Source organism: Gordonia hankookensis (assembly GCF_014673215.1).
Lineage (GTDB): Bacteria > Actinomycetota > Actinomycetes > Mycobacteriales > Mycobacteriaceae > Gordonia > Gordonia hankookensis.
The window spans coordinates 1-24,843 of record NZ_JACWMS010000004.1; the positions used below are offsets into that span (position 1 = coordinate 1).

The 24,843-nt window shown below is 66.6% G+C and carries 18 protein-coding genes and 1 rRNA gene; 4 read left to right on the forward strand and 15 right to left on the reverse strand.

The features are described from left to right. The first annotated feature begins 3 nt into the window (after positions 1 to 3). Positions 4 to 120 (forward strand): 5S ribosomal RNA (gene rrf / locus IDF66_RS18200). A gap of 98 nt (positions 121 to 218) precedes the next feature. Here rrf and IDF66_RS18205 read toward each other — a convergent pair. From IDF66_RS18205 to IDF66_RS18230, 6 genes are all read right to left on the reverse strand, one after another. After that, entirely contained in the window at positions 219 to 1,052 is an 834-nt protein-coding gene (locus tag IDF66_RS18205) for an alpha/beta fold hydrolase (protein ID WP_190268078.1), read from the reverse strand. A gap of 59 nt (positions 1,053 to 1,111) precedes the next feature. Then, complete coding sequence (locus tag IDF66_RS18210) at positions 1,112 to 2,671, reverse strand: APC family permease (protein WP_190268079.1); 1,560 nt, start codon at positions 2,669 to 2,671, stop codon at positions 1,112 to 1,114. After that, complete coding sequence (locus tag IDF66_RS18215) at positions 2,668 to 3,540, reverse strand: universal stress protein (RefSeq protein ID WP_190268080.1); 873 nt, start codon at positions 3,538 to 3,540, stop codon at positions 2,668 to 2,670. The genes IDF66_RS18210 and IDF66_RS18215 overlap by 4 nt, the downstream gene beginning before the upstream one ends. A gap of 146 nt (positions 3,541 to 3,686) precedes the next feature. Then, positions 3,687 to 4,742, reverse strand: a complete 1,056-nt coding sequence (locus tag IDF66_RS18220; protein WP_190268081.1) for a substrate-binding domain-containing protein — start codon at positions 4,740 to 4,742, stop codon at positions 3,687 to 3,689. Between the two features lie 67 nt (positions 4,743 to 4,809). Then, positions 4,810 to 5,229, reverse strand: coding sequence for a MarR family winged helix-turn-helix transcriptional regulator (locus IDF66_RS18225; RefSeq protein WP_190268082.1), 420 nt, complete (start codon positions 5,227 to 5,229; stop codon positions 4,810 to 4,812). After that, complete coding sequence (locus IDF66_RS18230) at positions 5,219 to 6,292, reverse strand: AAA family ATPase (protein WP_190268083.1); 1,074 nt, start codon at positions 6,290 to 6,292, stop codon at positions 5,219 to 5,221. Before IDF66_RS18230 ends, IDF66_RS18225 begins: the two co-directional genes overlap by 11 nt. Positions 6,293 to 6,468: 176 nt before the next feature. Here IDF66_RS18230 and IDF66_RS18235 point away from each other — a divergent pair, with 176 nt between their 5' ends. Then, positions 6,469 to 7,506: an aliphatic amidase gene (locus tag IDF66_RS18235; protein ID WP_190268084.1), complete on the forward strand. Its 1,038-nt coding sequence runs from the start codon at positions 6,469 to 6,471 to the stop codon at positions 7,504 to 7,506. A gap of 74 nt (positions 7,507 to 7,580) precedes the next feature. On the opposite strand, the gene IDF66_RS18240 is transcribed toward IDF66_RS18235, so the two are convergent. Beyond that, positions 7,581 to 9,425 (reverse strand): NAD(P)/FAD-dependent oxidoreductase, encoded by a 1,845-nt coding sequence (locus tag IDF66_RS18240; protein ID WP_190268085.1) that lies wholly within the window; start codon positions 9,423 to 9,425, stop codon positions 7,581 to 7,583. Between the two features lie 225 nt (positions 9,426 to 9,650). Between IDF66_RS18240 and IDF66_RS18245 the strand changes: the two genes are divergently transcribed. Continuing rightward, on the forward strand, positions 9,651 to 10,847 hold the full coding sequence (locus IDF66_RS18245) for a helix-turn-helix domain-containing protein (protein WP_190268360.1): 1,197 nt from the start codon (positions 9,651 to 9,653) through the stop codon (positions 10,845 to 10,847). A 146-nt stretch (positions 10,848 to 10,993) separates the two neighbouring features. Here the strand turns inward: IDF66_RS18245 and IDF66_RS18250 are convergent, their stop codons facing one another. The 7 genes from IDF66_RS18250 to IDF66_RS18280 all read right to left on the reverse strand — a co-directional run bounded on the left by IDF66_RS18250 (position 10,994) and on the right by IDF66_RS18280 (position 19,940). Further along, positions 10,994 to 12,376 carry a flavin monoamine oxidase family protein gene (locus tag IDF66_RS18250; RefSeq protein ID WP_190268086.1) on the reverse strand — a complete coding sequence of 461 codons (1,383 nt, stop codon included), beginning with the start codon at positions 12,374 to 12,376 and terminating at the stop codon, positions 10,994 to 10,996. Positions 12,377 to 12,459: 83 nt separating this feature from the next. Further along, a complete protein-coding gene (locus tag IDF66_RS18255) occupies positions 12,460 to 13,509 on the reverse strand; it encodes an agmatine deiminase family protein (protein ID WP_190268087.1) in 1,050 nt (349 codons plus the stop codon). Then, positions 13,506 to 14,489, reverse strand: a complete 984-nt coding sequence (locus IDF66_RS18260) for a nitrilase-related carbon-nitrogen hydrolase (RefSeq protein WP_190268088.1) — start codon at positions 14,487 to 14,489, stop codon at positions 13,506 to 13,508. The genes IDF66_RS18255 and IDF66_RS18260 overlap by 4 nt, the downstream gene beginning before the upstream one ends. A 26-nt stretch (positions 14,490 to 14,515) precedes the next feature. Next, positions 14,516 to 16,099, reverse strand: a complete 1,584-nt coding sequence (locus IDF66_RS18265; protein ID WP_190268089.1) for an APC family permease — start codon at positions 16,097 to 16,099, stop codon at positions 14,516 to 14,518. An 11-nt stretch (positions 16,100 to 16,110) separates the two neighbouring features. Beyond that, entirely contained in the window at positions 16,111 to 17,568 is a 1,458-nt protein-coding gene (locus IDF66_RS18270; RefSeq protein ID WP_190268090.1) for an NAD-dependent succinate-semialdehyde dehydrogenase, read from the reverse strand. Positions 17,569 to 17,609: 41 nt separating this feature from the next. Next, the gene (gene gabT / locus IDF66_RS18275) at positions 17,610 to 18,956 is read right to left on the reverse strand and encodes a 4-aminobutyrate--2-oxoglutarate transaminase (protein ID WP_190268091.1); all 1,347 of its coding nucleotides are present in this window, start codon (positions 18,954 to 18,956) and stop codon (positions 17,610 to 17,612) included. Between the two features lie 135 nt (positions 18,957 to 19,091). Beyond that, on the reverse strand, positions 19,092 to 19,940 hold the full coding sequence (locus tag IDF66_RS18280; RefSeq protein WP_190268092.1) for a universal stress protein: 849 nt from the start codon (positions 19,938 to 19,940) through the stop codon (positions 19,092 to 19,094). Positions 19,941 to 20,089: 149 nt separating this feature from the next. Here IDF66_RS18280 and IDF66_RS18285 point away from each other — a divergent pair, with 149 nt between their 5' ends. After that, positions 20,090 to 21,613, forward strand: coding sequence for a PucR family transcriptional regulator (locus tag IDF66_RS18285; protein WP_223309851.1), 1,524 nt, complete (start codon positions 20,090 to 20,092; stop codon positions 21,611 to 21,613). On the opposite strand, the gene IDF66_RS18290 is transcribed toward IDF66_RS18285, so the two are convergent. Then, positions 21,610 to 24,786 (reverse strand): NAD-glutamate dehydrogenase domain-containing protein, encoded by a 3,177-nt coding sequence (locus tag IDF66_RS18290; RefSeq protein WP_190268093.1) that lies wholly within the window; start codon positions 24,784 to 24,786, stop codon positions 21,610 to 21,612. The two genes, IDF66_RS18285 and IDF66_RS18290, sit on opposite strands and share 4 nt — an antisense overlap. Between the last annotated feature and the right edge of the window lie 57 nt (positions 24,787 to 24,843).

Genomic DNA, 24,843 nt, shown 5'->3' on the forward strand with positions numbered 1-24,843 from the left:
AGTTACGGCGGCCATAGCGGAGGGGAAACGCCCGGTCCCATTCCGAACCCGGAAGCTAAGCCCTCCAGCGCCAATGGTACTGCACCCTAACCAGTGTGGGAGAGTAGGACACCGCCGAACACAACTCAGAACTGTGGCCCCCGGAAGCAATTCGGGGGCCACAGTCATTTCTGCATTCTTTTCATCCATCTCGGCATCTGGTCTGTCACCGACTCCCGTCATCCGGTGTTCTGCGACGACGTCCAACGGATCAGTTCGGCGGACAGTTGAGTCGGGGCATCGAGTTGGATCAGGTGGCCGGCATCGCGGATCAGTGCTGTCGAAGCATGCGGGATCAATCTGCCCAATCGTTCGGCACGGTCCTTCGGAATCCAGGTGTCCTCTGCGCCCCAGACTATATGTGTCGGTTCGTCGATGGTTCCGTACAGTGGCTGCACTTCGTCGGTGTGGTGCTCGTCCGCCTGGGCGATCTGTCGGTAGAAGGCAGGTTGTCCGTCCGAATCGATCCACGGACGGACCAGCATCTCGAGCTCGTCGTCGCGGAGTCCCCGGTGACTTGCTCCGCGGATGTAGGCCTCGATCGCGCCCCGATGGACGGCGGCCGGGAGCTGTTCGAAGATGTCGGCGTGCCGCCCGACGAGTGTGAAGAACGGCGAACCCCATGGGCTCAGAGCGACGACGTCGACCAGACACAACGATGAGTACCGTCGTCCATGCAGCAGGCGGGCCCGAAGGGCGACGGCGCCGCCGAAGTCGTGGGCGATGACATGCGGACGTTCGAGCCCCCAGACGTCGAGGAGATGGGCGAAGAGCTCACCTTGTGTGCCGAGATCGACACGATGATCGGCCAGCTTCGACGACAATCCGTACCCGGGCATGTCCCAGAGGTGGACGGTGAAGTCCGCTGAGAGGGCCTCCGCGTACGGGCGCCACAGCGCCGACGACCATGGTGTGCCGTGGAGGAACACCAGGTCGGGGCCCTCGCCGAAACGATCCCAGTGGACGGTGCGGCCGGCCCATTCGATGGTGCGTCCCAGGTGATGCGTGATCATGTGGCCAGTGTCCCAGCGGGGTCGATCGGAAATGGATCGGCATCCTGGTTGTCGGTCGGTCACTTCTGGATGAGTGAGCTCTCGTCGACCAGTGCCGGGGTATCACGGCGGAGGGTGCGCCCGGCGAAGAAGTCGGGTGAGAGCGCCCGCATGACGAACATCAGGACCAGCCCCAACGCCAGCAGGCCGAATCCCATGTAGAAGACGAGTCCGATTCCGAAGATCGAGGCTCCGCTGCCGTTGTCGGGGTCCATGCTCTCGCGGACGGAGATCACGAACACCGCGGTGAGCATGATGCCCCCCAGGAGCGGGAACAAGAACTTGAACACCACGTTGCGGGCGCTGCTGAACAACTCCTTACGGAAGAACCAGACGCATGCGAAGGCAGTGATCCCGTAATACCAGCAGATCATGATGCCGAGCGCAGCGATGGTGTCGAGAAGTGTGTGTTCGGAGAGCAGACTCACGGCTGTGTAGAAGATTCCGGTGATGGCCCCGGCGACGACGGTGCTGTAGGTCGGCACCAGGAACCGGGGATGTACGGAGGCGAGCTTCTTGGGGAAGGCGCCGTAGGCGCCCATCGCGAGCATGGTTCGAGCCGCGGGCAGGAACGTGGTCTGCAGACTCGCCGCCGATGACGCGAGGATGGCGAGAAACAGCAGGGGTCCGGCCCAGCTGCCGAGGACCGGGTAGGCGAGTGCGCCGAAGACGTTCTCGGAGATCTCCTCGTTGCCCAGGCCGATGCCCGTGGTCCCGACGCCCGCGTACATCATCACGGCTACCGCGACGAGCAGGTAGGTGAGGAGGATCGAGATCACACACAGCAGACCTGCCCGTCCCGGTACCTTCGTCGGGTCCTTCGACTCCTCGCCGAGGGTCAGGCAGGTGTCCCAGCCCCAGAACGCGAAGATCGAACCGGTGACCCCGATGACGAACGCGCCGATCGCCATGCCGGTGAACGGGTTGAACCACTCCAGGCTGAAATGCAGGCCTGCGGGCGCGTTGCCGTTCACCGACTCGACGATGGCGGCGATGGCGAAGGCGACGAGGACGATCATCTGGAACCCGACGAGAATGTATTGGACACGTTCGCTTGTGGTGATTCCCCGACCGGATATGAAGGTGGCCAGAGCGATGAACGCAAGGGTGGTCAGGATGTTGACGGCTTTGTTGTCCGCGAGGTCTGCGACGTCGGGAGCATTGAAGACGCGGGCGATGAACAAATAGAAGAATTCGACCGCGATCGCAGCCAGGTTCGACAACACGATGATGGTGGCGAGGACCATTCCCCAGCCGCACATCCAGCCGACGTAGGGACCGAATGCCTTGGTGGACCAGGTGAAGGAGGCCCCGCAGTCCGGTGCGCGTGAGTTGAGTTCTCGATACGCGTACGCGGTCAGGAACATCGGTATGAAGCCGGCGATGAAGATCGCCGGCATCTTGAGGCCCACTGCGGCGACGATCAGGCCGATACTTGCCGTGAGCGTGTACCCGGGGGCCACGCAGGAAATGCCGAGTACGGCACCGGCGAAGGTGCCGACCTTGCCGGCGGCGAGGCCTTTGTCCACCAGATCGGTCGAACCCTGTGGAGGAGTGGACGGTTCGGACGGACCGGTCATTGCGGTGCCTGTCGGGGGACGACGATCATCGGCACCGCGAGTACCCGCAGCATCTTGGCCGCCGTGGAACCCAGGAAGAGCTTCCGCGGCGCGGCGAGTCTGCTCGACCCGACCATGATCACGTCCCCGTCGTGCCAGTCGACGGTGGCGACCGCATCTTCGACACTGCGCCCCTCGGCGATGGCCGAACTCAACGGCGTGCTCTCGGGCAGGCGCTGCTGAGCCGTGTCGAGTGCTCGCTGCGCGAGTTCGACGGCATGGGCGGTGGCCTTCTCCTCGTCCTGCGGCGATCGGCGCGGCGGCATGTCGTCACGTGACACCAACGAGAGCAGTCGCAGTGGCAGATCCCCTTGCGCGCTCAGTTCGAGTGCGGTGTCCAACAGGATCTCCGCCCCCGGGCGTCGCCCGATGGCGGCGGTGATCGCCCGGACGCGGGTCGACCCGGTATGGCTGAAGCCTCTGGGAGCCAGCGCCACCGGGATCGAAGAACTGTGCAACAGATCGTTGACGACCGACCCGAGGGAATGCCTGCCGATGAGTCCGCCTCCGGAGGCGCCGACGACGAGCAGCGTCGAGTTCAGCCGGTCGACCTCCTTGAGGATTCCGTCGGCGGAGTTCTCGTCGAATGCAACGTGAGTCGCGACGGTCACGTCGTCGGGTACCAGGGCCTCGGCCCCCGCCAGCCATTCCTTCGCCGCATCGTCGAGGACGCCGGCATAGCTGCCCGTGCTCGCGAACGCCTCCGGCCGGTCGGGCGGGATCACCAGGGAGATGTCGAGTGATGCGTTGAGGGTGCGGGCCAGGCACACGCCGAGCGCGACGGCGTCTTCGCCTCCCGGCGTTGCCAGAAACGCGACGAGCAACTTCATCGTGCACTCCGATCGTGAGCTCGGGAACGACGCAGGTGAACTCACTGTGCTCCGGTGATGATGTGGATGCATCTGACAAGATGTCGCGCCATGTGCTCCGGCGATGGACACCGTGGAGCGGTGATGTCGACGTCGCGCCCAAGGGGTCAGGCCGTGGTCACCTGCGTGACGACGTCGAACTCCAGTCCCTCGGCGCGCGCCACGTAGACGTCCTGGTGGAGGTGCCTGCCGGAGAATCTCACCTCGCCACGAGGACTCGCATAGGTGAACGGCTTGTCGGCTGCACATTCCAGTACTGCCGGATTCAGCGAGCCCGCGCGGTGCACGAGCTCGCCGAGCAGCGCGAGGCCCTCGTAGCAGGATTCACCCGGAGAGGTGAGCGGTGGCGCGCAGGAGCCGAAACGCCGCACGTAGCGTCCCTCGAACTCGAGACTGTCGGAGGTCGCGAGCGACTCGAAGTAACCCGACGCGGAAAAGAGTTGCTGGGCACCATCATCGCCGCTTCCCAGGAGCATGTTCTCGTCCATGAGTGGGCTGAGGCGCACACATCTCTCATGCAAACGGCGCCGACCGAACGAGCGATTGAAAGCGACCGCGTCGCCGCCGAGTAGCAGGACGAGGATGCCGGTGGCGTCGGACCGCTCGATGTTGTCGAGGGTGCTGCTGAAGTCGGTGGTGCCCAACGGGAGGAACTCTGTGGCCACGATCCGCGCGGGCGAATCATGCGCGGTGAGGTCGTCGACGACCATCGTGACCGTGGTGCGTGGCCACACGTAGTCGCTGCCGACGATGTACCAGCGACGCACTCCGAGTTCGTCCGACATCCACGTCATCGCCGGTATCAACTGTGTCTCGGGCACCTCGCCGGTCATGAACGTGGCCGGGGCCGACTCTCCACCCTCGTATACGGCGGTGTAGATATACGGAACCCGTCCGCCGATGGTACCGACGAGGTGTCGCCGCACGGCTGAGGTGTGCCAACCGAGTACCGCGTCGATGGCACCGGCATCGATGTGTCGGGCCACCGTGGCCGCGACCCGGTCGGCACGCCCACCTCCGTCGATGGTCGTCACCCGCACCTCGTCACCGAGGACGCCGCCGGCCTCGTTCATCTCCTCGACGGCCAGTTGCGCACTCGCGGCACACGACGGCCCGAAGATCCCGGATGGGCCACTCTGCGGGATGACGAGCCCCAGATGCATGAATCAATCCCCTGCGTGCCGCGGTCTGTCGCGCCAAGTGTGCCACCGGCTGATTACCGCCCGGTTTCTACTGGGTGAGGTGGGTGAGGCCGTCGTTGAGGGCGAGAAAACGACGGACGCCGACGATTGCTGCGAGCTCGCGCTCGATCCCTTCCTGCCGGTCGCTGACCGCTGCGAGCGCACGCGCGCCGTGCGGACTGAGGAACACCATCACCCGGCGTCGATCCAGCGGATCCACGCGTCGGTAGACGAGAGCGGAGGCGATCAGCTTGTCGATCGTTCGGGTGGTGGTGGCCGGTGGCAGCACCGACAGCCGGGCCAGATCGGTCATCGTATGACCCTCGCCGTGTGCCAGCACGGCCAGTACCCGCCACTGTTCGGCGGATACTCCGAGCTCGCCGAACAGCGGTGTCATTCGTTCCTCGATGATCTGTACCGCGCGGAGCAGCTGCAGCAACAGTGGCTCTGGTCCTGGCTCATCGGTCATCGGTGAACCCTCCGCTCGGCCGGGCCTCGACCGACACGCGTCCAGCTGTGTGGTCGACCTGGATGACCAAGGGCGAATCAGGATGCGGTGGTCGACGGACCAGGTGGTCGGCCACCGGCGCCAGTACGGCCTGCCGGAGCACGCGGTGTACCTGCCTCGCCCCGTAGCGGTCGTCGAAACCGGTCTCCACGAGTGAGGATCGCGCGGCCTCAGTGACCTCGCAGATGACATCGCGGGCCGCGAGAGTCGCGACGAGCCGCTCGATCTCGAGATCGACGATCCGGCGCGCCGTGCCGGGGCCGAGGGAGGCGAAGGTGACGACCTCGTCGAACCGATTGAACAACTCGGGGTCGAAGAATCCGCGGACCGCGTCGAGCACGACGTCGTGCTCATTGCGAGGCCGCCCGCTCAGGCGAGCCAAGGCGGCGTGCGCAAGGTCCGCTGGTGTGCGGATCGGCCGTCGCATGTCGTGGATCTCGCGCGAACCCAGATTGGAGGTGAGCAGGACGATCGAATTGCGGAAGTCGATCGATGCGGTCCCGGCCGCCAGTCGGAGGCGCCCGGTGTCCATGATCTGAAGCAGCGAGCGCAGGACCGTGGTGTGCGCCTTCTCGATCTCATCGAACAGGACGATGCCCGGCCGGGAGACGCTACCCTCGATCTTGTCGCGTTCGAACAGGGTGAATTGCTCCTTGGAGCCTGCGTAGCCCGGCGGCGATCCCGACAAGGACGCCGCATAGTGTTCGAGCGCAAGCGAATTCATGTCGATCCGACACAGGTTGTCGGCATCACCGCGGATCTGACGCGCCACTTGTCTCGCGAGCTCGGTCTTTCCGACACCGGTGGGCCCGACGAGTAACAGGGATGCAATGGGACGGTGGGGATTCCGTATTCCCGCGGCGGCGATCGTCAGTGCTCGCACCACGGCGTCCACGGCGTGGTCCTGACCGACGATCGCGGCGCGGAGTTCGAGTGCGAACGCATCCGGTGACCGGAGATCGCCGAGGCGAAACCCGTTCACCGTATCGAGATCGTTGACCTTGGCGGCGAGGTAGCCGGACACGATGTACCTCCTTCGCTTCCGTGTGAAAGTAGATCATGTCACGGTCTGCAGCGCGGAGCAGCAGAGTATGGCAGGTCGCTTGGCCCGATCGTCGAACTGCGCTGGGGCGTCTCCCGACGTATGCTTCCATTCGGTAGTAATTCGATGGGTCGCAGTTCAGTAGAGAGGGAGCCGACATGCGTCACGGCGATATCGCATCCAGCCCGGACACGGTGGGCGTCGCGGTGGTGAACTACAAGATGCCCCGCCTGCACACACGCGAACAGGTCATCGACAACGCCAAGGCCATCGCGGACATGGTTGTCGGGATGAAGAGCGGTCTGCCCGGTATGGACCTCGTGGTGTTTCCCGAGTACTCCACGCAGGGGATCATGTATGACAACGAGGAGATGTATGCCACCGCCGCGACGGTGCCGGGTGACGAGACCGACATCTTCTCCGCGGCCTGCCGTGAGGCGAAGACCTGGGGCGTCTTCTCGATCACCGGGGAACGTCACGAGGATCATCCGCACAAGCCGCCGTACAACACCCTGGTCCTCATCGACGACCAGGGTGAGATCGTGCAGAAGTATCGAAAGATCTTGCCATGGACGCCGATCGAGGGCTGGTATCCAGGTGGGCAGACGTACGTGACCGACGGGCCGAAGGGTCTGAAGATCTCTCTGATCATCTGCGACGACGGCAACTATCCCGAGATCTGGCGTGACTGCGCGATGAAGGGCGCCGAACTCATCGTGCGTCCGCAGGGATACATGTACCCGGCCAAGGAGCAGCAGGTGTTGATGGCCAAGGCGATGGCCTGGGCGAACAATTGCTATGTCGCCGTGGCGAATGCCACCGGATGGGATGGCGTGTACTCATATTTCGGCCACAGCGCGATCATCGGCTTCGACGGTCGAACACTCGGCGAGTGCGGGGAGGAAGAATACGGCGTTCAGTACGCGCAACTCTCGATCTCGACGATCCGAGACGCCCGACGGTATGACCAGTCGCAGAACCACCTGTTCAAGTTGCTTCACCGGGGCTATACGGGAGTTCTCGCCGGCGGTGACGGAGACAAGGGACTGGCCGAGTGCCCCTTCGACTTCTACCGCAACTGGGTGAACGACGCCGAGGCCACCCGCAAGCAGGTCGAGGCGATCACCCGGGAGACGATCGGTGTCGCGGAATGTCCGGTCGGAGATCTGCCCGCGGAGAAGGTCATGGAGGCCTGACCGCGGTTCCCGCTGACCGGACGACGTTGCCGGCCAGGGGTTTTCCTGACCGGCCGCGCGCGTACACAGCTGGCTCAGCTGAGGTGATGGACGTCCTGCAATCCGTACACCGGGGTCGGGATGCCTTCGTACCGGGCCTTGAGTTGGAGTGCGAGATAGAGCGAATAGTGGCGGGACTGATGGAGATTCCCGCCGTGGAACCACAGCCCGGGTTGCTGGGTGGGCTTCCACATGTTGCGTTGCTCGCCTTCCCAAGGGCCGGGATCCTTGGTGGTCTCCGAGCCGAGCCCCCACACCTTGCCGACCCGGTCGGCCACGTCCTGACCCATCAGGTCGGCCGCCCAACCGTTCATCGAACCGTATCCGGTCGCATAGACCACGACGTCCGCGTCGAGTTCCGTGCCGTCGGCCAGGACCACGGAGTGTTCGGTGAGGTGATCGATGTCGCCGTGGGCGAGTTTGATGGTGCCGTCGGCGACGAGATCACATGCACCGACGTCGATGTAGTAGCCGGAACCGCGTCGTAGGTACTTCATGAAGAGCCCGGAGTCATCGTCGCCGAAGTCGAGATCGAATCCGGCCGCCTCGAGGCGATCGTAGAAGTCCTTGTCGCGCTCGCGGATCTGGTCATACAGCGGGATCTGGAACTCGTGCATGATCCGGTAGGGCAACGAGGCGAAGGTGAGATCGGCCTTCTTGGTGGTCATCCCCGACTCGACGGCCTGCTCACTGTAGAGGGCGCCGAGCCCGATCTCCATGAGTGAGTCGGACCGCACGATGTGGGTGGACGACCGCTGCACCATCGTCGTGTCGATCCCATTCTCCACCAATGCCTTACAGATGTCGTGCGCGGAGTTGTTGGCGCCGATCACGACGACCCTCTGGCCGGCGTAGCCATCCGGACCCGGATGCTGACTCGAATGATGCTGGTCGCCGGTGAACACATCCTGGCCGGGGAAGGACGGCACGTTCGCCTTGCCCGACATCCCGGTCGCCAGCACCAGTTGCGTGGGATGGAGGGTCATCGGATCACCGTCGCGCTCGATCTCGACGGTCCACTGCTGTGCCTGCTCGTCGTAGTCGGCCGACAGGCACGTCGTCTTGCTCCAGTACGGCACCTCCATGACCTTGGTGTAGAACTCCAGCCAGTCGCCGATCTTGTCCTTGGGGGCGAACACCGGCCAGTTGGCCGGGAAGGGCAGGTACGGCAGGTGGTCGTACCAGACCGGATCGTGCAGACAGAGCGACTTGTAGCGTTGACGCCACTGGTCGCCCGGTCGGTCATGACGGTCGACGACGATCGACGGCACGCCGAGCTGTCGTAGCCGGGCGCCGAGCGCGATCCCGCCCTGACCGCCGCCGATCACCAGCACGTACGGCGCTCGCGTGCTGCTCAGAGCAGCGTCCTCGTCCTCGCGCTTCTCCGCCCACGAACGCCGGTCGGGGTCGGACCCGTGTACGGCGCCCCTCACGCGGGTGGCGCCGCTCGGCTCTTCGTGTCCCGTGAGTTCCTGCAACGTGGTGAGCAGCGTCCAGGCGACATCGGTGCCGGATACCGCGTCCGGCCGGAGTCGGAGGTGGCCGACGCCGCGACCGGTCGCGGTCTCGAACTCGATGAAAGCCGCGGCGACGTCACCCTCCACGGTGGCCGGTTCGGCGGTACGGAATGCCCGCGGATCGGTGTCGGCGAGTCGGGTCGTCAGCATGTCGGCGATCTGTTCGCGACCCTCGACGGTCTTGAGGTTCCAGGTGAACGAGACGAGGTCGCGCCAGAAGCTGTCGGTGGCGAACATGCCGGTGACCTGGTCGATGTCGCGGGCGGCCAGGGCGCTCTCGAAGGCGGTGAGCCAGGTGTCGATGCGCTGTTGCGGATCGGTCGGCCCCGCTCCGGCGGTGGTGGGCTCCAATGTCTGCGTCATGATGTGCCTTCCTCGGTGCTGCGATCATCGCTGTCTGTGATCCACGGCACACCGACGGGCCGGTCGCCGACAAGGGTTGCAGTGGGTTGCGGTCCGGTTTGCGGACGAACGTCGGCGTGCCTGCAACCCGCTGCAACCCCCGGCCATCCTTTGCGGTCGGAGTGTGATGGGGAGCACAATCGGGGTGTGTCGGACCCAGATGCGCAGATCGGCCCCGAACCCGCGATGTCTGCGGGGGATGACCCACGGCACTACGCTCAGCTGCTGTCCGCCGTGTACGACGCCGCGATGGCGGGCGACAAGATGCCTGCTCGTCCTCGTTCGCTGATCAGCGAGTCCTGGGACCGCGTCCTGACTGCCGGAGTCGATCCGGAGGTCGGGCGGACCGATGTCGGTCTCGACGTGAGCGAGCTCGAGGAACGTCGGGCTGTGTCCGGGCTGACCGCGGTGCTCGACGACCTGACGCGGGGGCTTGATTCGGTGATCGCAGACGGGGACAACATCCTCGTCGTCGCGGACGCCGAAGGCCGAGTGCTCTGGCGCAGCGGCGCGTCGCGCGTTCTGCAACGGGCCGATCGACTCGGTTTCGTCGAGGGTGCGGGATGGGCGGAGAATGCTGTCGGGACCAACGCGATCGGTACTGCATTGATGTCCGGTCGTGCCGTCCAGGTGTTCTCGGCGGAGCACTTTGTGCGCAGCCATCATTCCTGGACCTGTGCGGGGGCGCCGATCCGGGATCCGCGGACCGGCACACTGCTCGGCGTGGTCGATGTGAGTGGACCGGCCGCCACGATCCATCCGACTACGGTGGCGCTTGTCGACGTCGTCGCGAAGCTCGCGGAGTCGCAACTGCGTGATCATCATCGGCGCTCGCTTGACCAACTGCGGTCGGTCGCCGCGCCGATGCTCGCCAGATCCGGCGGGCCCGCATTGGCCGTGGACAACGACGGATGGGTGGCCGCGCTCGACGCCGTCGCCCCTCGCGCCCGCCTGACCCTGCCGCGCCATGCCGGACCAGGGCGGGTGTGGTTGCGGAGCCTGGGGGACTGCGACCTCGAGCCGCTACCGGGCGGCTGGTTGGTACGGGTCGCCGAGCGCGGCTCGTCGTCGGACACGACAGTCGATCTCGATCTGCGGGATCCGCGCAAGCCATCGCTGACGGTGTCCGGCGGGACGGGCCAGTGGACCATGCGGCCCTCGCCCCGGCACGCGGAGATCCTGACGCTGCTCGCCCAGCACCGGGGTGGCCGCAGCGCAGCGCAGATGTCACGGCATCTGTTCGGGACAGATGACCGGACGATCACCGTGCGAGCCGAGATGTCGCGCCTGCGGAAACATCTCGGTGGGCTGCTCGCCGCACATCCCTATCGCTTCGCCGACGGCGTGACGGTGCGGGTGGATCGCGTGGGTGCGGCGTCCTGACCCGTCGGACGAGCCACGCGCCTGGGCCTTGTTGTGGGAGTGGCGATCTCGATACGCCGCGAGCTCGCTGCGCTCGCTCGCGGCTACTCGATCGGCGGGGACATGGCGGCTACTCGATCGGCGGGGACACGGCGGGGAGACGGTGGCTAGCCGACTGGCGGGGAGGTGACGGCGAGGTCGTCGAGGATGGCCGTCGCGGTGCGCCTGCCCATCCGGATCGCGCCGTCGACATGCTGGTAGCCCTCGGCGGCGATATCGGAGCAGGAGAAGTGGATAGGGCCGACCGGCGTCCGCTGGTCCTTGCCGTAGCGATGCAGACCGCCGAGATCGAAGCTCGCGGCATACGCGCCGCGCGTCCACTCCTCCGAGCCCCAATCGGACTCGTAGTAGACAACCGGCTCGGTCGCCTTCGGCCCGAGGAACCGGGCGATCGACGCCAGAATCGCGGCGCGCCGTTCGTCGGCGGGCAGCGCGAACATCGCATCCGCCTTCTGATCCGACACGAATCCGACCAGGGTGCCACGTTCGTCGCCGTGATTGGTGTTGTCGTACACCTCCTGCACGAGCTCGGAGCCGCTGAAACCGGTGCCCGACAGACCGTCCTCGCGCCAGAACGGCGTCTCGTAGACGGCATGGACCTTGATCACCAAGCCCAACGACATGTGCTGATGCATCTGATGCTGCCGTCGTGGGAGGGGCGGGTCGAAGGAGATACGGGGATACAGGTTCGGGGGTACGGCCAGGACGACCCGCCGCGCGTGACATTCCAGGCCGCCGTCGGCATGGACGGTGACGCCACCGTCGGGGTGGCGACGGACCGAACGTGCGGGTGCGTTCAGGAAGACGTGGTCGCCCAGACGCTCCGCCAGCCGCTCGGACACCTGTTGCATCCCGCCGACGACACGTCGGTCGAGGATGAAGTCCTCGTCGACGAGATTGCTGAACGACCCTGCCGATGCCGCCATCAGCACCGCCTGCAGAGTGGAGAACGCGTGCGCGGGCTTGGTGAGCATGCCACCTGCCACGAAGAGGCTGATGTTGTCGATGGCCTCGACGTCGTCGGTCAGGTCCTCCAGCCAGCGACGGAACGATATCGTGTCGAGTTCGGCCGCGCGCGGATGGGCCCACGGCTCCTCGGCACCGATCTCCGCGACCAGGTCATCGATGATGCCGACAAGCCGGTTCATCTCGGCGACGGTCCGACCCGATGCCGGGAAATCGTTGCCGTCGTAGATGATTCGTTCACCCGTCGGTGTCACGTACACCGAGCTGCCGTCGCGATGGCGCGGATAGGTCTGCAGGCCGAGGACATCGAGCATCTCGTACAGGGCAGATTGATCCGGCGACACCCACTGCCCGCCGATCTCGAGCATGGCGCCGTCGATGGTGTCGGTCCACGTGCGACCGCCGACGCGGTCCCGGGCCTCGAAGACTGCCACGCTGAGTCCGGCCTCGGTCAGATGATGCGCCGCACTCAAGCCGGAGGGGCCGGCGCCGATGACGATCACGTCGCGGTTGATGCTGGTCATGATGACTCCTGTTCCATGGTGAGACCACCGGGCGGCATGGCCGTCCGGCCAGTGGCCGAGTGGATGTCAGATGGGACGGGTTGCTACCGGCTCACGGCCGACGGTTCGTTCTGGGTGATGCAGTGGATTCCACCGCCCCGTTCGAAGATGGGGCGCGCATCGACCGTGACGACCTGCCGACCCGGGTAGGCGGCACCGAGGATCTCGGCGGCCTCCGCGTCGTGCGGATCGGCGAAGGAGCAGGCGATCACCGCACCGTTCGCGACATAGTGGTTGAGATAGCTGTAGTCCACGAAACCCCCGGTGTCGGTCAGGGTCTTCGGTGCGGGCACCTCGATGATGTCGAGCTGTCGGCCTCCGGCGTCGTGGGCATCCCGAAGCGTCGACAGGAGTTGCTGAGAGACAGCGTGATCGGGATGGCCGGGATCGCGTTGGACGTGGACGAGAGCGGTACCCGGCGACGGCAGGGCCGCGCAGATGTCGACGTGGCCGCGCGTCCCGTAGAGATCGGAGTCGCGGGTCAATCCCCGTGGCAGCCAGATCACCCTGTCGACGCCGATGGTGCGTCGCAGCTCGGCCTCGACAGCCTCCTTGGTGAGATCCGGATTCCGTCCCGGATCCAGCTGGACGGTCTCGGTGACGAGCACGGTTCCGGCCCCGTCGACCTGGATTCCGCCGCCCTCGTTGACCATCGAGGAATCGATGACGGTGACATCGGTCCCGTCACCCGCCGACCCGCTGTGCGCGAGCACGAAACGGCCGATCTCCTGGTCGTGCTCCCAGTTCGCCCATTCCTGGGCGCCCCAGCCGTTGAACACCCAGTCGACACCTCCGACGTGCCCATCGTCGTCGAGGACGAAGGTGGGGCCCATGTCGCGCATCCAGGCGTCGTCGAGCGGGGCCTCGAGGACGTCGACCGCGCGTCCGAGGTAGCGCTTGGCCGCGGCGACCTCTGCCGGGTCGACGACCACCACGACGGGTTCGAACTCGCTGACGGCATTCGCGACCGCCGCCCACGCCGAGCGCGCTTCGTGGTGCTCTTCCGCGGTGTCGCCGAGGGAGTAGCCCTGGCTGGGGAAGGCCATCCAGGTCCGTCGGTGCGGTTCGCGCTCGGCCGGCATCCGCCAGGTCATCGGGCCCGCCCGATCGGATGGTCGGGGTCGACCGGTGCGCTCAACGCGGCGTAGGTGTCGGGCCTCCTGGTGGCCAGGAACGGGAACAGCGTCAGCCAGTCACGGCGTTGTTCGAGGTCGAGATCGGCGACCAGCACCGCGGACTCGTCGCGCGGGGCCTGTACCAGGATGCGGCCGTACGGATCCGAGATGAACGACGACCCGTAGAAGGTGATGACTCCCTCGTTGCCGTGCCGGTTGGGTGCGATCATGAAGGTGCCGTTGGCGATTCCGTTGCCGACGATCACCTGTTGCCACAGCGGCTGCGTATCGAAGTCCGGGTGATCGGGTTCCGATCCGATGGCTGTCGGATAGACGATGATCTCGGCACCCGCCAGCGAGTACATCCGCGCGACCTCGGGAAACCATTCGTCCCAGCAGGTGGGCATGCCGATCTTCGCGCCTCCCAGCGCGTCCGCGGTGTGCACGGTGTAGGCCTCGTCGGAGGCCGGCCCGCCACGGAAGTAGGTGTCCTCGTAATAGCCTGCGGTCACCGGAATGTGGAGTTTACGTGTGCGCCCGATGAGCCCGTCGGGGCCGACGAGAATAGCGGTGTTGAACCCGAGACCGTCGTCGTAGGCGACACCGGCCTCCGCGGTGGCGTGCTCGTACAGCGACGCATGCACGAGGATGTCGTGCCGCTTGGCGGCATCGGCCGCGAAGCGGAAGGTGGGCCCCGACAACAGATCCTCGGCCCCGGCTCCGGGGTCGTCACCGCCACGGACAAAGGCCGGGTATCTGCTCAGGGTGAGTTCGGGCAGGAAGACGACCTGCGCGCCCTGCTCGGCAGCGGCCGCGATGGCGTCGGTGAGCTCGGCCTCCAGAGCGGTAGCGTCCTCGTGCCAGCGGTGCTGGACCAGCGCGACACGTACCGGCTCCCTGGTCGGGGCGTCGACGCGAGCGAGGGACGCCGGTGGGGTGAGGGCGGTGAGAACCTTCATGGAACCATTCTTTCTCGTATGGCGTGTCAGGGCAGGGGAGTCGGTGCTTCGGTTGTGATCGAGGCGGATTCGGTTCCCGGCGTCGACCGGGGAAGAGTCCGGCCACGGAAGAAGTCCGGATGGGACGCGCGCAGGACGAGCATGACGACCGCGCCCAGCAGCAGGAGTCCGAATCCGATGTAGAAGACCAGACCGATCCCGAAGATTGACGCGCCGCTGCCGTTGTCGGGATTCATGCTCTCGCCGACCGAGATCACGAACACGGCGATCAGGGCGGCACCGCCGAGGAACGGGAACACCAACCGGAACACGAAGTTGTGCACACTCGCGAACAGGGTCCGTCGGAAGTACCACACGCAGGCGAATGCCGTGATCCCGTAGTACCAGCAGATCATGATGCCCAATGCCGCGATGGTGTCCAGCAGCGTGCGGTCGGACAGGACGGTCACCACGGTGTAGAAGACGCCGGTCACCACGCCCGCCGTGAGGGCTGCGAACGACGGCGCGAGGAAACGAGGATGGATCTCGGCGAACTTCTTCGGGAAGGCGCCGTAGGTGCCCATTGCCAGCATTGTCCGTGCGACCGGCAGGAACGTCGTCTGCAGGCTGGCGATCGAGGACACGAGGATGGCCAGGAAGAGCAGGATGCCGCCCCACCGGCCGAGGATCGGTTCCGCGAGCGAGCCGAAGACGTTGTCGGCGTTGTCGGGGTTGCCCAGGCCCAGCCCCGCCTCTCCGACGCCGGCGTACATCATCGTCGCGACGGCGATGAGCAGGTAGGTGATCAGGATCGAGATGACACACAGCAGACCCGAACGACCCGGCGTGCGCTTCGGGTCCTTGCACTCCTCGCCGAGGGTCAGACACGTGTCCCATCCCCAGAAGGCGAAGATCGACCCGGTGAGGCCGACTGCGAAGGCCGCGATGGTCAAGCCGGTGAACGGGTTGAACCAGTCGAGGTCGAAATGCAGGTGTGCCGGGGCCTGACCATCGCCGACCTTCACGAACGCCACGACGGCGAAGGCGATCAGCACGATCATCTGGAATGCCACCAGCACGTACTGGATGCGTTCGCTCGTGGTGATGCCGCGCATGGACACCCACGTGGCGATGGCGAGGAACAGGAGCGTGGTGACGATGTTGACGACCTTGTTGCCGCCGAGGTCCCCGAGCCACACCGAGTCGAACAGACGCCCGAGGATGAGATAGAAGAACTGGACACCGACCGCCGCCAGATTCGACAGGACGATGATGGTCGCGATCACCATCCCCCAACCGCACATCCACCCGACGTAGGGGCCGAATGCCTTGGTGGACCAGGTGAACGATGCCCCGCAGTCGGGGTTGTCGGAGTTGAGTTCGCGGTAGCCGTAGGCGGTGAGGAACATCGGGATGAAGCCGGCGATCAGGATGGCGGGCATCTTGAGCCCGACCGCTGCGACGATCAGACCGATGGACGCGGTGAGCGTGTAACCCGGTGCGACCGTCGAGATGCCGAGCACGGCTCCAGAGATCACACCGATCTTGTTGGTGGCCAGCCCCTTGGTGGAGACGGAGTCCCGGCCGCCATCCGGCGGTGGGGTGTTGGTGGTGGTCAGCTCGGCGGTCATGGTGGCTCCCCTCAGGCCTCGAGCGCGATGTATTTGGTGTTGAGGTACTCGGCGATCCCCTCGCTGCCGCCCTCGCTGCCGAGTCCGGACTGCTTCACGCCGCCGAAAGGTGCGGCTGCATCAGAGATGACACCGCGGTTGACGCCGACCATGCCGACCTCGAGGGCGGCGGCGACCCTCATCGCCCGGGCGAGATCGCGGGTGAAGAAATAGCCTGCGAGCCCGTAGTGCGTGTCGTTTGCCGCGGCGATCGCCTGTTCTTCGGTGTCGAAGCCGGTGATCGCGGCGACGGGACCGAAGATCTCCTCGGTGGCGATGGCGGAGTCGGCCGGGATGTCGTCGAGCACCGTTGGCGCATAGAAGAATCCATCCCCGTCGAACGTCTTGCCACCTGTTCGTACGGTGGCCCCGGCAGCGACCGCGTCGTCGACGAGTGTGGCGATCCGGTCGCGCTGGCGACGGTTGATGATCGGTCCGAGGTCGACGTCGTCCTGCCACCCGGCACCGACGCGCAGCGCGCCGATCCGCTCGGCGAGCGCCGAGGTGAAGCGCGCGCGGACGGAGTTGTGGACGAGGAAGCGGTTGGCAGCCGTACAGGCCTCTCCGCCGTTGCGCATCTTCGCCGCGAGGGCACCGTCGACCGCGGCGTCGAGGTCCGCGTCGTCGAAGACGATGAACGGCGCGTTGCCGCCCAGCTCCATCGACGTCCGCAACACCTGGTCGGCGGCCTGCCCGAGCAATGCACGGCCGACCTGGGTTGACCCGGTGAACGAGATCTTGCGCAGCCGCGGGTCCGACATCAGTGCGCCGACCACGCCGACCGCGTCGGTGGTCGGCAGCACGGACAGCACACCGTCGGGAAGGCCGGCCTCTGTGAGGATCCGGGCGAGCAACAGCATCGTGAGGGGAGTGTCCTCGGCAGGCTTGACGATCATCGTGCAGCCCGCGGCGAGTGCAGGCCCGATCTTGCGGGTGCCCATCGCGAGGGGGAAGTTCCACGGCGTGACCGCCAGGCACGGGCCGACGGGCTCCCGCGTCACGAGGATCCGCCCGTTGCCCGCGGGTGCGTCCGCCGTGCGCCCGCCGATGCGCACCGCCTCCTCGGAGAACCAGCGGAGGAACTCGGCACCGTAGGCCACCTCGCCGCGGGCCTCGGCGAGCGGTTTGCCCATCTCGAGCGTCATCAGCAGAGCGAGGTCGTCGGTACGGGCGATGACGAGTTCCCATGCGCGCCGCAGGATCTCCGACCGTTGCCGCGCGGGTGTGGCCGCCCAGTCGTCCTGCACGGCCACGGCGGAGTCGAGTGCCGCGCGCGCGTCGTCGACCCGTGCGTCGGCGACCCGGGTCAGCAACGTGCCGGTCGCCGGGTTGATGACGTCGAACTCCGCGGCACCACGTGCGTCGGCGCGGCCGCCGTTGACCCAGAGGCCGGCCGGCACGCCTTCGGGCAGGTCGGGGAGGTGGGACATGCTCGAACTCCTCGGTCGGGGTGGTCGGATCTCGGTGGGCATCAGTTGTCCGCGGCGGTGCGGATCGCTTGCGCGAGGACATCGAGTCCGTCGGCCAGCAGGTCGTCATCGATGACCAGCGGCGGCAACAGGCGGATGACGTTGCCGTGGGTACCGCAGGTCAAGATGACGACCCCGTCGTCGAGGCACTGGGCGGCGATGCGCTTGGCCAGGTCTGCGTCGGGATCGGTGGAGCCGGGGCGCACCAATTCGATGGCGATCATGGCGCCACGCCCGCGCACGTCGCCGATGACATCGACCTCCGCCGCCAACGCACGCAACCGCCGCGTCGCGGTGTCACCGATGGCGCGAGCCCTGGCCGGCAGATCATGCGTGCGCATCGTGTCCAGCGCCGCGAGCGCCGCTGCGCAGGCGACCGGGTTGCCGCCGTACGTGCCGCCCAGGCCGCCGGCGTGCACTTTGTCGAGGAGGTCACTTCGCCCGGTGATGGCTGCCAGGGGCATCCCGCCGGCGATCCCCTTGGCCATCGTGATGATGTCGGGTACGACGTTCTCGTCATCGCAGGCGAACCATGAGCCCGTGCGGGCGAATCCCGTCTGCACCTCGTCGGCGATGAACACGACGCCGTGCTCGCGCGCCCAGGCCGCGAGGGTAGGGAGGAAACCGGGGGCGGGCACGATGAACCCACCCTCTCCCTGGATCGGCTCGATGATGACCGCCGCGAGCGCGTCGGCGCCGATCTGCTTCTCGATCTGCGAGATCGTGCGGCGCGCAGCCTGCTCGCCGGTCAAGCCCTCGGCGTCGCGGTAGGGGTAGCTCATCGGCATGCGGTAGATCTCGGGTGCGAACGGCCCGAAATTGTGCTTGTACGGCAGGGTTTTGGCGGTCAGGGCCATCGTGAGGTTGGTGCGACCGTGGTAGGCGTGGTCGAAGGCGACCACGGCGTTGCGTCCTGTTGCGAGGCGAGCGACCTTGATCGCGTTCTCCACTGCCTCGGCCCCGGAGTTGAACAGCACGGTCCGCTTCTCGTGGTCCCCGGGGGTGAGCTCGGCGAGCTCCTCGGCGACGCGGATGTAACCCTCGTAGGGCGTGACCATGAAGCACGTGTGGGTGAAGTGTCCTGCTTGCTCTCGGACGGCTTCGACGACACCGGGGTCGGAAGCGCCGACGCTGGTGACCGCGATGCCCGAGCCGAGGTCGATCAACGAGTTGCCGTCGACATCGACGATCACGCCGCCGTCCGCATCGGCTGCGTACACCGGCACCGACGATCCGACGCCTGCGGGAACGGCCTGTCGCCGCCGTGCGGTGAGCTCTGCCGATCTCGGGCCCGGCAAGGGGGTGATCAGGTGACGCTTCTGCGCGAGGCGGTAAGTGATGGCGGTCATGGTTTCTCCCCACATGTTGTCTGCATCGCTGCAATGAGTGTTTCGTCTGGACAGGTCGCGCGACAGCTCCATTTCGGCGAAGCCTGCCGCCACTGGATCGACATTTCGTCGTATTGACAGATGTCGGATGTGCGGTCAGTCGTCGTGTCGTGGGACGACGACCATGGGCACGGCGAGGACGCGCAGCATCTTGGCGGCGGTCGAACCGAGGAACAGTCGACGCGGCTGGGCCAACCGACTCGACCCGACCATGATCAGGTCGCCATCGCGCCAGTCGAGCGAATCGACCGCACTCTCGACCGATGTGCCCTCCGCGACGCAGGCGGTCACCGACGTTGCCGGGGGAAGTGCAGCGACCGCCTTGTCGAGCGTCTCCTCTGCGTGCGCGGTCGCCCGGCGGAGCCGGGAGGCGTCGCCGGACTTGTCGAGTCCGACCAGGGAGACCAATCGCAACGGCAGAGAGCCCTCGGCGCTGACGCGGACCGCGGCGTCGAGGAGTTCGGTGGAACCGGGCAGAGTGCCGATGGCGCAGGTGATCTCGCGCACCCGGTCTGCGGTGGAATGGCGTGCTCCGCGAGGGGCCAGCACCACCGGCACCGACGACGCATGCAGGAGCTCGTTGACAACCGAACCCAGAGAATGGCTGCCTGCCATTCCGCCGCCCGATCCACCGACCACCAGTGCGGCCGCGCCGAGCCGTTCGGTCTCGTCGAGCAGGCCTTGAGCCGCCGAATCATGGAGAACGACGTGTGTGGTGACCGCGACGTCGGTCGGTACCAGGTCGACTGCCTCGGTCAGCCACTGTTCCGACTGCTCGACGAGTACCTCGTCGTAGTTGGCTGCGGGCAGCAGGGGAGCGGTGCGGTCGCGTGGCACCACCATGCAGACGTCGAGGCGAGCGCCCAGGGTGCGGGCCAGTCGGACCCCCACCGAGATGGCATCGGCGCCACCGGTGGTGGCGAGGTAGGCGACGAGCAACCGCATGTCGAATCTCCATCCGTCCGAAGTGCCCGGCACCGATGCGGGCAAGAGTCGGCAGCTTGCCTGCCGCGTCTCACTGTGCTCTTCTGCACAGAGGCGCGCATGCGCCGAAACGTCGGAGATCGACGGTCGATCTTCGACAGAATGGAGTGATGACTGTGGGAGTGCCGGTGCGCTGGCTGCTCGGCCGCCGTGAACTCGGGCTGCAGCGGATCGCCGGTGGCGCAGGCGACGACGCCGAGATCACCTTTGTGGTGACCTCGGAACTTCAGCGACCCGGTGAATGGTTGTCCGGCGGAGAAGCGGTGCTGACCACGGGGATCGCGCTACCACCTGACCCCGATGATCGGCGGCGATATGTCGCCGAGCTCGCCGAATGTGGTGCGGCAGCATTGGGATTCGGACTCGGACTGAAACACGACGACGTGCCCGCCGAATTGATCGAAGCGTCCGACGAGCACAACCTGACACTCTTTGCGGTACCGCTGCCCACACCATTCGTCGCCGTCGCCAAGACCGTCACCGATCGGCTCGCCGAACTGCAGTACGAGGCGGTGCTCCTGGCATCCCGCGCGCAGCCTCGGATGACGAGGGCAGCCGTCAGCGGCGGCGCGTCTGCACTGATCAAGGAATTGTCGGTGGCGTGCGCGGGGGCGGTGGTGCTGCTCGACACTCAGATCAGGGTCGTGGACACCTATCCGGCAGACCTCGCGGACGATGTCGTGGGTTCCGTGATCGATCTCGTGACGCGGGATGCGTCGAGTGCGGTGAGCAGCGTGTCGGCGGGGCCGTTCGGGATGGTTGTCACACAGTCGATCCGGGTCGACAAACGTGGCCACGGTCATCTCGGGGTGGTCTTCGCCCACGAGCCACGGCCGACCGATCAGGTCCTGATCGGCCACGCGAACTCCCTGCTGGCCCTCGATTTCGAGAAACCGCGCCGACTTCACGTCCAGCAGAACCGGATCCACTCCGCAGCGTTGCGGATCCTGTTGTCGGGGGAGGCCGACCTCGGGATGGCCCGCGACGTGGTGATCGCTGCGGGTGATCAGCGAGACGAGATCCGCGTGCTCACCGTTCTGGATCTGCCATCTGCTTCCGGCGCGATCGTGCGGATCGTCGACGATGCGCTGGCCGCCGCAACCCGACCTGTCTTCCTCGTCGAGGACGACGACAGGCTACTGGTCCTGCTGCGCGGCAGTGACACGGTGGAGTTCGCCGATCGCCTGTTCGAGGGAGTGAGCCCGCCGCAGCGCAGGGGGCTTCGGATCGGGCTCAGCGCGGCACATCGCGTCGATGATCTCGCCATCGCCGTCGAACAATCCCGGATGGCCGCTGCGTCTGCGGAACGTCGCGGCCGCTGCGAGGAATCCACCGCGCTGGCGGGCCGGGCATTGCTGTCGTTCCCGGAATCGCGACGAGTCCTCGACGGACTGGCCGAGATCCTGGTGGCTCCGGTCGTCGACCATGATGCCCGCAACGGCACCGAACTCCTGGCCTCGGTCCGCGCCTACCTCGAGGCGAACGGCCAGTGGGAGGCCGCGGCCGCCTCCCTGGGCGTGCATCGGCACACGCTGCGCGGCCGGATCGCACGAGCCGAGGAGATCCTCGGCTGCGACCTCTCGATCGCCAGGGTGCGGGCCGAACTCCTGCTCGCGATCATCGCCCGCAGCTAGGCGCGCGCGATCAGCAGCCGTACCTCGTCGACGGCCACGAGGGCGCGGGTGCCGGTGATCGGTCCGTCGCGATGCAGTCGCGCAAGGGTGTCCGCCAGTCGGGCCACCGTGACCGGATGTCGGCGGGCCCACCCACCGACCACATCGGTCATCGGTTGATCGGCCGGTGCACCTGCCAGGAGCAGTCGCACCAGCGTGTGGCGGTGTTCGGCGAGCTGATCGGTCACGATGGCCGACGCGATCGCGTCCCAGTGGTCCTGGGCGGGCCCCTCCGACAGCGACCGATCAGACAGCGACCGATCAGACAGCGAGTGCGCGAGGCGGTCGAGTTCGAAGCTTTCACCGACGCAGCGCCATGCCTGCGCCACCCGTGCCACCGGGACGGCCGAGCGAATGGCCTCGTCGGCGATCGCCAACGATTGGCCCAGCAGGTCGACGGTGCTGCGGTCGTCGGCCGCGTCGCCGGTCAGCGGCGGTAACCCGGATCGCAGTTCGCCGACGGTCGGTGCCAGTCGGGCGATCTCGTCGGCGAGTGCGTGCCCGGCAGGCATCCCGTCGACTCCCGCGGTCTGTGCGGTGCGTTGTCGAAGGACCCAACCGGTGGCCTCCTCGATCACCGACTGGAGGGCCGTGAGCATGGACATCCGGACGTCGGGGGCCAGATCGTCGCGATCGATGACCTCGCGCCACAACGCGGATACGTCGAGTGTTTCCGCCACCAGCACATAGGCGCGCACGATGTCGGGCGTGTGCACGCCGAACCGCTCTTCGGCCCGGAAGACGAAACCCGGCCCGACATGGTCGATGAGGTCGTTGGCCACGCTCACTGCCACGATCTCACGCGCGAGCCGGTGGCCGGCCAGATCGCCTTGGAGAATTGCCCGGATGGCGGCGGGGAAGTAGCCGGCCAGTACGCCCGCCATCGCGGGATCGTCGGGTAACGAGGAGGCCAGCAGATCATCGCGCACCAGGTTCTTCGACATCGCCAGCAATACCGCGATCTCCGGGCGGACCAGTCCGCCACCATCACGTATGCGGGCGGCGAGTTGGCCTGCGGTGGGCAGGACCTCGGCGGTGCGATCGATCCCGACCGTCTCCTCGAGGTTGTCGATGAGCCGTGCGTGGCGGCCGAGCAGGAAGGATGAACTGTTCTCTGCCAACGACAGCGCGAGGGTCTGACGGTCGCAGTCGGCGAGCACGGCCGCGGCGACCTCGTCGGTGACCCCGGCCAGTACCGCATCGCGATCGGCCGGCTTCACGGAGCCGCTGCGGACGGCGTCCTCGAGCGCGATCTTGAGGTTCACCTCCCGGTCCGAGGTGGCCACACCGGCGGCGTTGTCGATGAAGTCGCCGTTGATCCGACCGCCCGCCAGCGCATACTCCACCCGTGCACGCGCCGTGAGCCCCAGGTTGCCGCCCTCACCGATCACGCGGGTGCGCAATGTGTCCGCATCCACACGCAGCGCATCGTTTGCGGTGTCGGTTGCCTGGGCGTGTGACTCCGTCGACGCCTTGACATAGGTTCCGACGCCGCCGTTGAAGAGCAGGTCGACACGTGCCCGCAAGATGGCGGCGATCAGTTCGTGTGGTGACAATTCGTCGGCCTCGACGTCGAGGGCGCGTCGTGCCGGGTCGGAGAGCGGGATCGATTTCGCGGCCCGCGACCAGACCCCACCGCCCGGCGAGATGCGGGTGCGGTCGTAGTCGTCCCAGGTGCTCGTCGGGAGGTGGAACAGGCGTTGCCGTTCGAAGTACGACGACGTGGCGTCGGGCGTCGGGTCGAGGAATATGTGCCGATGGTCGAAGGCGGCGATCAGCCTGATGGTGGTCGAGGCGAGCATGCCGTTCCCGAAGACGTCACCGGACATGTCACCGATGCCCGCAGCGGTGAACTCATCGGTGTCCGCATCGATCCCGATCTCGGACAGGTGTCGTCGGACCGCCACCCAGGTTCCCCGGGCGGTGATGCCCATCTTCTTGTGGTCGTACCCGGCCGATCCGCCGGAGGCGAATGCATCGCCGAGCCAGAAGCCACGTCGCACCGCGATCGCGTTGGCGAGATCGGAGAAACGGGCTGTGCCCTTGTCGGCGGCGACCACCAGGTAGGGGTCTGGGCCGTCGGTCACCACAGTGTCATCGGGGTGGACCACGGTGTTGTCGACGAGGTTGTCGGTGACGTCGAGCATCGCCGCGACGAACTCGGCGTAGGCACTGCGCACTCGGTCGGGGCTCGGATCGGTGCCGCCGCGAACCACGAAGGCGCCCTTCGCGCCGACCGGCACGATGAGCGAGTTCTTGACGATCTGCGTGCGCAGCAGGCCGAGCACCTCGGTCCGGAAGTCACTCGGCCGCTCCGAATGCCGCAGTCCGCCCCGAGCGATGGTCCCACCCCGGACGTGACTGCCCTCCACCGTCGCCGAGTGGACGAAGAGTTCGCGGTGAGGGATGACCCCGCCGGACAATTCCACTTGTGCGGGATCGAGTTTGAGGACCAACGCCCGTGTACAGGGAACGCCGGGCCGAAAATAGTTGGTCCGCAGCGTCGCCCGGACCACGGACCGCAGGGCGCGGAACAGGCGATCCTCGTCGAGGGTCGTCGCCATGGCGATCGAGCTGTCGAGTCGGCGCTCGGCGTCGTCGATCACCTGTTCCCGGTCGTCACGTCCCGGTTCCAGGCGTGCCCTGAACAGGTCGACGAGTTCGCTTGTCACGCAGGGATGGTCGGTGAGCATGTCCACCACGGCGTCGGCCCCCACCGCCAGGCCGCACTGGGCCGTGTACCGCGACAGCGCCCGGATCAGCACGACCTCGGGCATGCGCAGCCCGACGGATGTGACCAGACGGAGGAAGCCGTCGACCTCCACGCGATCGGAGCGCAGCATGGCGAACACCTCGGCGATCCGGCTGCCTGTCTCGGCATCCCAGACACCGTTGACGGGCGGGGCCAGCAAGAGACGGTGCGTCGGTGCGGCGTCGTCGGACTCCTCGAGCTCGTGAGCGACCACGGTGAGGCCGAAGTGCGCGAAGGTCTCGACGAGGCCCGTCATGGTCGGCGAGTCGTTCGGCCAGAAGAGTCGTGCACGCAACCGAGTGGCGGTGGCAGGCGCGGGTTCGAAGGCGAGCGATGGCGTGTCGACGTCGGGCGATGAGATCGAGGGCGCGGAGGTGGTCACCGGAGGACTCCTTTGTCGTCGGCGGGGATCTCGACCAACTGTGCCGAGCCGGGCGGA